This window comes from Algoriphagus boritolerans DSM 17298 = JCM 18970 (assembly GCF_900108085.1).
GTDB classification, from domain to species: domain Bacteria; phylum Bacteroidota; class Bacteroidia; order Cytophagales; family Cyclobacteriaceae; genus Algoriphagus; species Algoriphagus boritolerans.
Map to the genome: position 1 here is coordinate 169,419 of NZ_FNVR01000004.1, position 13,550 is coordinate 182,968.

Here is a 13,550-nt window from a genome sequence, read left to right on the forward strand (position 1 = left end):
TCTTTTGTTTTCATTTTAATAATCATGGATCGTTTTTCCGATCTATCAAAAATTCTATAGTAGGATGATCAAACATATTATAGCAATCACAGTCATGTGCTTTGCCATTGCTGTCTCGTTCCCATTGTATGGGCAGCAACCAAAAGAGAATACTTTAGGCAATTTGTGGCCAAAAGTAGAAGAGAAATATCCCGGTGTCGGGGTAAAAAATTCAGCTGTTGAAGCAGCAAAGCTCAATGAGCGGGCTGTAAAAAGCGGAATGCTTCCCCAGCTAAAAGCACAGGCACAAACTACCTATGGTACATACGAAGGAAGTGCAGGAGCATTTTTCCCGCAACCAGGTTTCTTCAATGTAAGCGGTTCTGGAAATTCCCTAAACGGGAGCAATATGGCAGCCAACAGTTTCGGTTCCGCTACAATCGAGTGGGAGCTATTTTCCTTCGGCAGACTTCGCAAGGAAAATGAGGCCGCGAATGCCTTATCCGGTAAATCCATGAGTGAAAAGGATGCTTACCTACTTAACCTTAAAAAGTTATTATCAGAACGTTACATTTCTCTTTTATATAATGATGCCAAGCTGAACTGGTCGGAAACGAACGTACAACGTCTCGATGATATTCGCAAAACCACTTCCGGGTTGTCGGCATCCGGCCTAAAACCGGCTGCGGATAGTTTACTCGCGTCCTCTTCCTATATCCAATCAATGGGTGAGAATGATAAATGGAAGGGATATAAGGAAGCCTCGTTTATTAAATTATTGGAGTTATTTGGCGGAGATACGGTCAATTATACCGCATCCGCCTACCGTTTCAGTAATCCGGAAAGAAATCATTTAAATACCGATAACACTGTTGATCCTTCGCATCCTATACTCAGCGCGCTGGAAAAACAGGCCCAATTCTATGAATTAAGCGGTGAGGCTCAGAAAAGAGCATCATTGCCATCTATGAATTTGCTGGGTGGTTATGCCTACAGAGGGACAGGAATCAACCCCAATGGGACCGAATCGGGAGCATGGAAAGACGGTTTTAATAATAACACCAATAATTTTCTCGTGGGTATCGGTATCACTTGGAATATTACCAGCCTTCGCACCAACTATTTCAAAGGAGAAGAGCTCTTTAAAGAAGCTGAAAGTGAAAAACTGCTGTACTCACAATACGAGCAGGCTATGCGAGCCGACCTGACTGCATCGCAGGTAAAAATCTTCCAACAATCTGAACAGCTTCAAAAAACCAGGCTCGGGGTAAACCAATCGCGGGATGCCTACAACATGTATCTGGCGCGATACAAGAGTGGTCTTATCACACTCAGTGAGTTGTTGCAGGTACGCACCTTATTAGAACAGGCCGAGAATAATCATATCGAGGCTTCCCGTGAATATTGGATGCTCCTGGCTTACGAGGCGGAACTGACCGCCGATTTCGACTTTCTCTTTAACAACCTTTAATTTTTAAGTATGAACTTAATAAGATTTGCATTAAGGAAGCCAATTGCCATAATGGTGGTGGTGCTGGCAATAGCTGTCTTTTCCTATAGCACGATAAGTAAAATCAACGTAGATATTTTTCCGGAGGTGGAATTACCGGCGATGTACATCGCGATGCCTTATGGAGGATTGTCACCTGCTTACATGGATGGATTTATGGCCAACGAGTTCCAAAAGGTCTTGCTGTTTGTAGGTGGGGTAAAGAATATTGATTTTAAAAGTATTCAAGGATTAACCCTGATGAAACTTACCTTTTATCCCGGGACCAATATGTCACAGGCAGCAGGTGAAGTTTCTACATCGGTTTCAAGGGCAATGGGATTCCTGCCATCCGGAGCCGTGCCCCCGATCGTTGTTCGTTTTGACGGAAGTTCACTTCCCGTTGGGCAACTAATCTTTGAAAGCGATCAGAGGTCTGTTAATGAAATACAGACGCTGGTGCTGACGAGAATAAGGCCGATGTTTGTAGAGATTCCCGGCATCACTGCTCCGGCTCCGTTCGGTGGTAATATCCGATCGATTGTGATCAACGTTGATCCCGAAGCGATGCAGGCAAACGGGCTAAGTCCCGAGGAAATAACTGTAGCAATTACGAAGAGTAGCCTTCCTTCTCCCGCCGGAAATATTCGAATAGGGGATGAAAACCTGATGGCTCCACTAAACTCCTTAGCAAAGAGCCCTGAAGAATTTTTAAACACACCTATTAAAACGGGTGACAATCGTACCGTGTATGTCCGGGATGTTGCCAGTGTGGAAGACGCGGCCGATCAAACCGTCGGATATGCACTGATTAATGGCAAACGGTCGGTTTATCTTCCGATCATCAAAAAGGCAGATGCTTCAACGTTGGACGCAGTGCAGAACCTTAAATCGGCTCTTCCCATGTTGAAAAATCAATTGCCGGAAGATGTCAATATCCGATACGAGTTTGATCAGTCCACTTATATCGAAAGGTCACTTTCAAACCTTATCCATGAGGGTATTTTGGGTGCCGTTTTCACAGGACTGATCATACTCTTGTTTTTGGGTGATACCCGTGGGGCTTTAATAGTCGTATTGACTATCCCGATTGCTGTTCTTTCTGCTGTTATGGTTCTTTACCTTTTTGGCCAAACCATCAATATCATGACATTGAGTGGCCTGGCTTTATCGATAGGAATCCTGGTAGATGAAGCGACGGTGACGATAGAAAATATCCACCAGCATATGGAAATGAGGAAAGGAAAGCATCGGGCCATCGTGGATGCTCTGCTTGAAATCTCCACTCCCAAACTGTTGATCTTGTTCTGTATCCTTGCCGTTTTAACGCCTGCCTTTGTTATGACCGGCCTCCCAAGAGATATGTTCATGCCTTTATCCATGGCAGTTGCATTTGCTATGATTGCCTCCTTTCTGGCATCACAGACCTTTGTACCGATACTGGCCAATTGGATGATGAAAAACAAACACCATGAGGTCGCCAACACACCAAGGAAACGGGCTTTCTTTGAAAAGTTTAGGGTGAATTATTCCTACAGGATGCGTAAGTATTCAAAAAAATCGCTTTCCCTTTTCATTCTGTATGTTGTTGTTGCCGGTGGTGTATCAGCATTGCTGTTAACCGTTGTTGGTACGGATGTCATGCCGGTTTCAAATAGTGGTGATTTTCAATTACGGATACAGGCGCCACAAGGCAGCAGGCTAGAAGTGACAGAGAAACTTGTTCGGGAAATTACCGACGATATTAAAGAGCAGCTTCCTGAAAATGGAATAATCATCACCTCAGCCTTTGTCGGTATGCATCCGGCAGGCTCCCCAATCAATGCCATTTTTCTTTTCACCAATGCTTCGCATGAAGCTGTCTTGCAGGTGTCTGTAGATCAAGAGATTTATAGTGGCTCAATGGAAGATTTGAAAGAAAAAATCAGAAAAGTAATTGCTCAAAATCATCCCGAATCCAAGTTCAATTTTGAGCCTACGGAGCTGACTGAAAAAATAATGGGACAGGGAGCCATGACACCAATTGAAGTTAAAGTAGGTGCCGGTCAAGTATTAGGAGCTTTTGCGCATGCATCAAAGATTGAAGCCAACTTGAAAAATGTACCTTATTTGAGGGATGTCCGAATTGTCGAACCCGTTGCATATCCAAATTTGGAAATCGAGGTAAACCGTGACCTCGCCGGACAATTCGGACTGACCATGCAGGATATTACACGGAGCATTGTTACTGCAACCTCATCTACCAGATTTACAGACAAAAACCTGTGGGTTGATCCCAAGTCAGGATTGGTCTTCCAGGTCCAGGTACAGATACCAGAGTCAATTATGTCTTCGGAAGAAAAATTGAGGTCTCTGCCTTTGAAAAAAGGAAGCATACGCCCCGTACTGGAAGATGTCGCTACCATCCGCAGGATAATCGCTCCGGCGCAGGTAAACCGTAAAGGCCCGAATCGTTATGTAACTGTCATAGCCAACGTATATGGCAAGGATCTGGGAACAGCTTCTCGAGCGGTAAAAAATGCAATAAAAGAGGCAGGTGAACCACCTCGCGGAACTACGGTTTGGACCGAGGGGACCTTGCAGCTTCTGGATGATACGTTGGGCAGCCTTCTGGCTGGTTTGGGTGTCGCTATTATTGCAATATTCCTTATGCTTTCGGCATACTACCAATCATTCAAAGTACCCTTGATAATACTTGCCGTGGTCCCTGCGGTTTTTGCCGGAAGTCTCATCATTCTCTTCCTGACGGGTAGTACGCTCAATCTCCAATCTTACATGGGAATTATCATGTCCATTGGGGTTTCGGTATCGAACGCTGTCCTTCTTGTAAACCAAGCTGAATTTTATCGGAGGAATTTAGCTCTGAAACCTGCAAATGCTGCAAGGCTGGCAGCTTCGTCCAGATTGAGACCGGTATTGATGACTGCCACAGCCATGCTTGCCGGTATGTTACCAATGGCAATTGGACTGGGAGACGGTGCGGAGCAGGTTGCCCCATTGGGGAGGGCTGTTATCGGTGGACTTATTGCATCTACCGCAACCATTTTACTTCTGCTCCCGCATTTCTTTTCTTCCCTGATGTCCAAGACAAAAAATGTCAGTCCTTCTTTGGACCCTGATGATGAAGAGAGCAAATACTATTTAGAAAATACGATATCATAAAACTTAAAATAACAAATAAGATGTATCAACGAATTTTAAGAAATAAGTCATTATTGGCAATCGCCACTGTTCTGATATTATTTTTCACTGCATGTTCACCCGATGAAAAAAATGAACTGGTGCAAAAAAAGGATGTGAAGCCTATTACATATCCTACAGTCCCCGTCAAGTTCATCAATCCAGAATATGAAATATCAGTGCCGGCAGAACTGAAACCGTTCGAACAGGTAGAAGTACATGCCAGGGTAAGTGGTTTTGTAAAGCAGTTACTTGTGGACCGCGGAGATTATGTTCGCAAAGGGCAACTCTTGGCGATATTGGAAGCTCCTGAAATGAATCAGATATACCTGTCCGATAAATCTACAGAGCAAAAGGTTTTTAGCGATTACCAATATGCGATTCAAGCGTACGAGCGCATGGTAGATGCCTCGAAAACAGAAGGAGCTGTGGCAGCTATTGAACTGGACAGAGCTAAGAGTATAATGGAAAGTGCAGAATCCGCTTATAATGCCTCCAAAGCAGGTACTGCCCACTCTTCACAGCTCCAGCAATATCTGCGCATCCTAGCGCCTTTTGATGGTGTGATTACCCGGCGGAATATTTCTGTGGGAGCATTAGTAGGTACAGGAGCAAATCTTCCTTTGTTTATGATGGCTCAGGGAAATAAGTTGCGTTTAACATTATCCCTTCCAGAAAAACATGCTGCTTCCGTAAAAAAAGGCATGCAAGCTACCTTTACCGTCAGTTCGCAACCGGGAAAAACATTCTCTGCTGAATTGTCCCGCACTTCGGGATTGCTAGACCAACAAGACCGCTCCCTTACCTTGGAGTTTGATGTAAAAAACCCGTTGGGGGAATTGCAGGGTGGTGATTATGCACAGGTAAAACTAAAGTTACAACGCAAAAACTCTTCCTATTGGGTACCCACTCAAAGCGTACTTAGTACGCAGAAGGGAACTTACATCATGACTTTGAATGAAAAGAAAATGCAGCGTATCGACGTGAAAGAGGGCATACGGTTGGATAGCCTGACAGAGGTCTTTGGTAACCTTTCTCCAAATGACAATATCCTGTTAAAACCATCGGAAGAAATAAAAGAAGGAATAATTAACTAAAAATCCCAAGTTAATTGGAGCCAGATGAATAAATCCTCTAAATAATGGCATTCCTTATTATTTAGAGGGCTTTTATAATGTTATAAATTCAAATAAAATTCTGGATTATTATTTCTGATGATTTGAGTAGTATTTATTTCTTAAATTTTGAATTTAAAAAAGATTAAAAAAAAATTGGTATAAATTTTAGTAAATACAAATCGTGAAAAAGTGCTAATTGTTCACGATGGTAAATAGAAATAAACTTAATAAAAAATAAAATGGAATTAAATATAATATATCTAAATGATGTGCATGGTTATTTAGAGCCGCACAATGAATTGTTCTACAATAACAGAGATGAATTCACCGAATCTGTGGGTGGGTATTCCCGAATTTCAACGCTAATTAAGGGAATTCGACAAAAAGATAGTACATCTTTATTATTCGATGGAGGAGATACTTTTCATGGAACATTACCCTTAGTAAGTTCAAAGGGTGAGGCGATTATACCGGTGCTAAATGAACTTTATTTCAATGCCATGGTAGGTCATTGGGATTTTGCATACGGGCCAGAACAGCTAAAAAACTTGTTGTCAAAGTTAAATTTTCCCATGCTTGGGATAAATGTTTACAATGAGGATGGGAGTCTTTTTCTTCAGCCTTTTATAACAATACAAAAAGAAAACCTGAAAATTGGGGTGATTGGTATTTGTTCTAATATTATTGATAAAACAACGCCTTCTGAATTTAGTGAAGGACTAAAAATTACCGATGGAATTGATGAATTACCTGGATACATAAAGCAGCTAAAGAACGACCAAGTTGATATTATCATCTTGTTGTCTCACAATGGATTCCCTCAGGACATGCATCTGCTTAAGAAAGTTGCGGGTATCGATATTTGTTTAAGTGCCCATACACACAATCGTTTGTATGAACCTGTGTTGGTGAATAAATCAATAGTCATTCAATGTGGTTGCCACGGGTCATTTCTAGGTCATTTAAAATTAAAGATAGAGGACAAACTAATTACTGGGCATCAGTACGAATTATTAAAAGTAGGGAGTCACATTTCTCCTGATGCAGAAATGGAAAAAATAATCCATACCATATTACAACCTTTTGAATCAGTAAAAAATAACTTGATCGGTAGTACTGAAGTGACATTGCATAGGTATAATACCATGAATTCATCTATGGATAATTTGTTATTGAATGCTGTTAAGTATGTAAGTGGTACTGAAATCTCTTTTTCAAATGGATGGCGCTATGGTGTACCTATAGAAAAAGGTAATATCACAGAGGAAGATTTGTTCAATATCATTCCAATGAACCCACCTGTTTCTACAGTAGATTTAACTGGACAGGAAATCATTGATATGCTGGAGGAAAACCTTGAACGAACCTTTTCATCTGATCCGATGAAGCAGATGGGCGGATATGTTAAAAGGTGTTCAGGTTTACGTATAAACCTTCGAATAGAAAATCCCGTGGGACACCGTATACAGGAAATTTATTTTGGCGAAAAGCAGCTCAATCCCAAAGAAATTTTCAAAGTGAGTTTTGTGACTTCACAAGGTGTTCCAAAAAATATTGGAAAAAACAGAAAGGTAATGGATATCAAGGCCGTTGAAGCGATGACAGAATTTCTGAAGGCACACCCAAAATTCGACGTTAATGATGACAACTTATTTGCTTTGGTGTAATAAATGGGTAACGGCTACAAACAATAAATACCAAATACTTATATCATGAACAAGAAAACAAAAAAGAGCCTTATAGAATACAGTGTAATTGGCGCCATAATATTGACGCTTTTTGCCACAGGATTACATACTGAAGTAATAGGATTTATGCAACGGGGGCTTCTGGTAACCGGAATCATGAATCCCGATCTGGAACAGAAAGCAGAATCAGCTACAGCCGAGGTTGCGACTATTAATTCAAATCCAAAGGCGGATTTTAGTATGAACCTTATCAATTCTAAAGGTGAAAAAGTAAGCATGGAAAAATTCCGGGGAAAGGTAATTTTCATGAATATATGGGCTACCTGGTGTCCTCCCTGTATCGCCGAAATGCCCGGAATTAATAAGCTTTACAATGATGTCAATAAAGAAGACGTTGTTTTTATAATGCTTTCAGTAGATCAGAATTTTCAAAAAGCGATCGACTTTAATAAAAATAAAGGGTACGACTTTGAAGTATACAGTGTTGACGGACAAATGCCTCAAATGTACAGCTCACAAAGCATTCCAACCACGTATGTTATTGACGCAAACGAAAAAATTGCCCTAACCCATTTGGGAATGGGGGATTATGATACTAAAGATTTCAAAGAATTTCTTCTGGATTTAAAATAACCAATAGGCTTTCAAGGAAGGGAAATAAAAATCTATTTTGGTTCCGATCGCATCGGTATTTCAGAATCCTCTGCAAATCCAAAATATGGAGATCCCTAGACCTCCCCCATGGAATTCAGGGATTCTTTGATTTCAAAGCAGCCTTGGCCTGTGTAAAATAACAGGATAAACCATCGGTCAACGGATGTGTCAATTGTCGTGAAATGGAGGCCAATGTTTGGAGTGACCCTGAAGTGCTTTTAAGGTCGATGTAGGAATATTGGGTTGCAGTCCTTTATGCAAATGCAAAAAACGGAATTGCCTAAAGATAATGGTGTGTTTCTGGTAAGGTCAAGAAAGTAAAAAAGATTATCGGAAAGCAAAAACTCGATATAATCATCAAAAAGCTGAATGCAAATTTAATTGGTGAAAACGGAGAATTGTTAGCCGCCTCAAAGAGTTATGACTGAATATTGGAGAATTTGTTTAATTTTTAAATCAGGGAACAGAATCTCATACGGTGAACTGAATTTCAGTCCCAGAAATAGAGAAAAACAATTCAAAAGATTGGTAAATTTAAAAATAATTAGAAGCCTTTTAATAATGAGAAGTAATTTAAAAAAGGTTTAAAATTTACTGTAAAATGAAAACTAGTAATATAAAAAGAATTTTAAATTTAATGATGATCCTTTCTGTTATTACTTCCTGCGGAAGCGGAACAACAATCACCTCTCCTAAAACCGGAGAAACACAATCTATCTTCATCCTGCATACAAACGACATTCACGGGAATTATATGCCATTTAAAACCACTTTGGGTAGTGCAACCTCTCAGACCGGTGATCCGGAGAGGGATACTCTTATTACCTTTGAAAGAGAGGCTGAAATCGGAGGTTTTGCAGTATTGGCTACTGCTGTGAAGGAACTCAGAAATGCCAAGGGTGACGGCAATGTTTTATTGCTGGATGCCGGAGACACCTTTAGTGACGATCTACTGGGGAATTTAACAGAAGGGGAAGCGGTAATTACTATGATGAAACAACTGGGATATGACTATTTATCCCTTGGAAATCATGATTTTGATTATGGCAGAGAACGCACGGAAGAGCTGATGAAAATTGCGGGATTTCCTTTTGGCGCAGCCAATATAACAGACATCCGAACCGGAAAAAGCATTTTCAATAATCCATACCTTATTAGGGAAATTGGAGGAACAAGGATTGGAATTCTTTCATTGGCCTATCACAATACAAACCTTACCGGCAACATCGATAATATGGGAGACCTTAAATTTCGTCGTGGCAATGAGGTAATACGCGAATATTTACCGGAGCTTAAGGAGAAAGCAGATATAATTGTATTGCTTTCCCACCAGGGCACTGCTATTGACAGGTTAACCGCTGAAGAATTCAGCGACATAGACCTCATCATAGGCGGGCACAGCCATGACCTGATCTCAAAACCTGAGAAAATAAACAACACCTATATAGTTCAGGCTCTGTCAGATGCTGCGGCGTTGGGTGAAGTTGAATTACAAATTAGGAATAACCAACTCGCAGGTGTAAAGGCGCAACATCATTTATTGTGGGTGAGCGACTACAAAAAGGATCCGGAAATGGAATCCCTCATTGAAAACCTACGTGCACCACACAAGGATTATCTGGAGGAGAAAATAGCAACGGCAACAGAGGTAATTGACAGACAATATAAAAGTGAAAGTCCCTTTGAGAAACTTGTAGGCAATTTGCTTCGTGAAGAATATGATGCAAACATTTCCTTTTTGCCGGGAGTGGGATACGGGGTCTCCCTGCTGGGAGAAATTACACCGGAAAATCTTTACCGGCTTTTTCCTCATCCACCAAAAGTAGCAACTCTTATACTCACAGGAGAGCAGGTAAAAGCTACTCTGGAGCAAACGGCCACTAATCAAAGACCAGGTGATAAATATGAAGTGGTGGGAGGCCTGCTTCAAAGTAGTGGAGTGAGCTACTCCTTAGATTACACTAAACCTGCAGGTAGCAGGATTAGTAATGTAAAAGTGAACAGAGAGGAACTGGAGTTGAAGAAGGATTATAAAATTGTTACGCACACCGGAATGCTTAAAGGTCTCCATCGATATAATGAGTTGGGAAATGGAAAAAATACAGAGAAGATGGAAATCCAGCTAAATGAGTTCACACTGGAAAAATTCCGTGCGTTGGGCCGAATAACTTCTCCTAAGAATATGGGAGAAGTTAAAATAATCAAGGACTAAAAGAGAGAACCCGGCATTAAATCGGGCTTAAAAACCTTTATTACAGGAGTGGTCACTTTTATTTGCCCTTTTTTTTTATCCCCTTTGATTTGTAAATAATTGAAAAACAGATAGTTAAAATAGTCCTGTTCCAGATACTCAATAAATAGTTGATCGTTTTACGGTCAACTTTTGTGTTTTATACCCTCTATATTGCGGTTTGTAAATTCAAATTGATTTTGTTTGATTCAAATTGTCCTCCAATTTGTCCCTCATTTTGTCCTCTTTTTTGATTTTTCACCTGAGATTTTTCTAATTCTGGCCAATTGAATGCATGATATTTAACAGAGATTCGGGGATTTGGCAAGTTTTTTATGCTTTCTAAGAATCCCATTTCTTTTTCCAAGCAGAAAATTCGGAGGGTCTAATTCGATAGCGAACAAAATTTCCTTCATGAAGTCCGAGGAGTTCGGTTTCTACTACTTCAGTGAACCTAGATTGGTCTGGTTCTGGTAATTTTTTGACTTCAGATTTTATTGCTTCGGATGCTGCTTCTTTATCCATTGCATTGCTGACGATTAGGCAGACGATCCCACGTATTTCTTCCCGGTATTTCATACGAAATGGATCAGGTTCACCCAAAGATTGTCGGATGGCGGCATAGCGCATAGCGGATCGCTCATATGCCCACAGAAAAACATCCTTGAATAATTCGATTCGGTTTAATTCATAAATGCCAAGCATTCCTTTGATATAGCTTTCTTCCGGTACATCTATAAATGAAAGAGGAGCAAGGTTGTATCTATTTAACGGAATATTGGCAGCCAATCTGGATACTCGCTTATTGACATCATCAAATGGTTGGAGATAGGGAAGCTGAACCAATACAAAAAAAGCTTGTTCAAATGGATTTTTGATCTGGCTTGCCTTTGCCAGTATTAGGTCAAAAGATTCTTCGATGAGTTGCGGAATTCCCAACGGAGTAAATACGGAATTGGTGATTCCCACGCCAAATGTTCTAAGCCTGCCGGATGCAGCCGGATTTGGCAACAGGTTGTTTGAAAGCAGGGCATGGAGATTGAGAAAAGTATAGCGATTGAAGCCCACCTCATCAGACGATTCTACCAAAAACTCGATAGCCTCCTTGTGGTTGAGAATCATCTGGGTTTCCATCGGAGACTTGTTCGAGGGGGTTTTTCCGTTATGGATAAGCAGTTCCGTATCCAAGAGGGAATAGGTGTTGCCTTCCAGTCTGCTTGAATTCCAAGAAAGGTCGATTAAAAGGCGATTTAATATTTCTCTGGCATAGGTCCCGGCTGGCTGTTCTCCATTCCTAGTATTTCCCCATTCAGCCAGTTTTTGTTTTTCTTCTTTGCTGAGAAAGCTGTCGATGTTGGGACGGTAATTTTCCAAGAAACTTCGTTCGTATCCGACAGGTTTCCTTTGTGCTACAGGACGTTTGACCAAGGCCCAAATGTCTTTGCCATCTTGTGAAAGGGGAATGGTCGATTGTCGCTCCTCTTCTGATTTTATTCTTCCAGAATCTTGAGTTTGTTCAGGGACATTTGTATAATACTTTGTGGATCGAGCTTCTCCTTTTATTAGAATCAGATTCTTTTCTCTAAGGCTTTTTAGTCGTCTTTGAAGCGCTCTCTTTTCAATTTTAAATGGGAGCAACCTAAGGAGTTGTTCTATTCCTAAGCCATCAGATGATGATGCAATTATTTCTTTAATCAGTTGTAGCTCATCTCGATTTTTCATCTTCAATCCCATTTGTATCGCGACAATAATATCATAAAAATCACGTAATAAAAAGAATTGTGTCACGATAATTGACGCAATATTTAAATCGCGTCATTCTTTGGTAAGAATGTCGATTCTCTATTTCTCCGCTTTTGTCGAGTCGTTTTGAAGAATTGTAGCTGAGTTTAATTACTAAGTTTTGATTGTGCACACGCTATGTGCACAATTTGATAGTTGAAGTGCAAAGTAATCGAGTGGTGCTTTTCTTCTCCAAGAAAGAGGTTCAAACAGCAAAAAGAAAAAGCAATCCAGAATTCGTACACCTCGAACGGCTCGTACATATCGCACGGTACGAATTGTTCGAGGGTTGAAATTCGAAATCACTCAAATGGATTGGGCATGGCTAAATTCCAGAGTCACAAAAATTCGATTTCTGATCTCAGTAGCTGAAATTCTTTTAAAATCAGAATCTTTACGGCAAAAAGAAAAAATTATTCAAATCTCGAATGACTTAATTGGCTTATAAATCGTGATTTTATTGATAATTTTAGGTTGTAGATTAAAACCAATTCAAATGAATTTGAAATTGTTGCCTCAAAATGAACCTGTCCCCCTATTTGTCCTCTATAAGTCATAACCTATTAATAACCAGTATTTTAAAATAGTCCTGTTCCCGCTACTATAATAATAAATTAATGGATTATAAATCAATGATTTACAATCCCTTTTTTATGTTTGCTTCAATACAGCACAACTTTTTTAGGGGTTTCCATCGGAGACTTGTTCGAGGGGTTTTTTCCGTTATGGATTAACAGCTCTGTATCCAAAAGCGAATAAGTGTTCCCTTCCATTCTGCTCGAATTCCAAGATAGGTCGATCAAAAGGCGATTTACTATTTCTCTGGCATAGGTTCCGGCTGGCTGTTCTTCGTTCCTGGTATTTCCCCATTCTGCCAGTTTTGGTTTTTCTTCTTTAGTGAGAAAGCTGTCGATGTTAGGACGGTAATTTTCCAAGAAACCTCGTTCGTTTCCGACAGGTTTTCGTTGTGCAACAGGACGTGAGATCAAGGCCCAAACGTCTTTGCCTGCTTATGAAAGGGGAATGGTCGATTGTCTGTCCTCTTCTGATTTTATCTTTCCAGATTCCTGAGTTTGTTCAGGGACATTTGTATAATACTTTGTGGATCGAGCTTCTCCTTTTATTAGAATCAGATTCTTTTCTCTGAGGCTTTTTAGTCGTCTTTGAAGTGCTCTCTTTTCAATATGAAATGGGAGCAATCTAAGGAGTTGTTCTATTCCTAAGCCTTCAGATGAGGATGTAATTATTTCTTTAATCTGGGCTATCACCGAGCAAATTTGAAAAATTTTAAAAGAGCTGAATTTGAACAACCAGTTGTAATTCGGGATTTCCGACATACCGCTCCCCAGGGAGCAATTGAAGGTAAAACTCAGGTAAAGACAATTATAAGCTGGATTTCGCTGCTTGCATGCGATCCACTTTAAAAGCTA

The 13,550-nt window shown here is 40.4% G+C and carries 9 protein-coding genes; 6 read left to right on the forward strand and 3 right to left on the reverse strand.

What is annotated here, in order from left to right; translation table 11 throughout:
* Positions 1–64 precede the first annotated feature (64 nt).
* From C4S61_RS06005 to C4S61_RS06030, 6 genes are all read left to right on the forward strand, one after another.
* On the forward strand, positions 65–1,450 hold the full coding sequence (locus tag C4S61_RS06005; RefSeq protein ID WP_103923871.1) for a TolC family protein: 1,386 nt from the start codon (positions 65–67) through the stop codon (positions 1,448–1,450).
* A 9-nt stretch (positions 1,451–1,459) separates the two neighbouring features.
* On the forward strand, positions 1,460–4,630 hold the full coding sequence (locus tag C4S61_RS06010) for an efflux RND transporter permease subunit (protein WP_103923872.1): 3,171 nt from the start codon (positions 1,460–1,462) through the stop codon (positions 4,628–4,630).
* Positions 4,631–4,764: 134 nt separating this feature from the next.
* Positions 4,765–5,745 carry an efflux RND transporter periplasmic adaptor subunit gene (locus tag C4S61_RS06015; RefSeq protein ID WP_200820544.1) on the forward strand — a complete coding sequence of 327 codons (981 nt, stop codon included), beginning with the start codon at positions 4,765–4,767 and terminating at the stop codon, positions 5,743–5,745.
* Positions 5,746–6,005: 260 nt separating this feature from the next.
* Positions 6,006–7,433, forward strand: coding sequence for a bifunctional metallophosphatase/5'-nucleotidase (locus C4S61_RS06020; protein WP_103923874.1), 1,428 nt, complete (start codon positions 6,006–6,008; stop codon positions 7,431–7,433).
* Between the two features lie 45 nt (positions 7,434–7,478).
* A complete protein-coding gene (locus C4S61_RS06025) occupies positions 7,479–8,087 on the forward strand; it encodes a TlpA family protein disulfide reductase (protein ID WP_103923875.1) in 609 nt (202 codons plus the stop codon).
* A 658-nt stretch (positions 8,088–8,745) separates the two neighbouring features.
* A complete protein-coding gene (locus C4S61_RS06030; RefSeq protein ID WP_200820545.1) occupies positions 8,746–10,320 on the forward strand; it encodes a bifunctional metallophosphatase/5'-nucleotidase in 1,575 nt (524 codons plus the stop codon).
* Positions 10,321–10,507: 187 nt separating this feature from the next.
* On the opposite strand, the gene C4S61_RS06035 is transcribed toward C4S61_RS06030, so the two are convergent.
* From C4S61_RS06035 to C4S61_RS06045, 3 genes are all read right to left on the reverse strand, one after another.
* Complete coding sequence (locus C4S61_RS06035; RefSeq protein WP_146064351.1) at positions 10,508–10,705, reverse strand: hypothetical protein; 198 nt, start codon at positions 10,703–10,705, stop codon at positions 10,508–10,510.
* Entirely contained in the window at positions 10,681–12,060 is a 1,380-nt protein-coding gene (locus C4S61_RS06040; RefSeq protein ID WP_103923950.1) for a Fic family protein, read from the reverse strand. Before C4S61_RS06040 ends, C4S61_RS06035 begins: the two co-directional genes overlap by 25 nt.
* A 722-nt stretch (positions 12,061–12,782) precedes the next feature.
* A complete protein-coding gene (locus C4S61_RS06045; RefSeq protein ID WP_146064352.1) occupies positions 12,783–13,109 on the reverse strand; it encodes a hypothetical protein in 327 nt (108 codons plus the stop codon).
* Between the last annotated feature and the right edge of the window lie 441 nt (positions 13,110–13,550).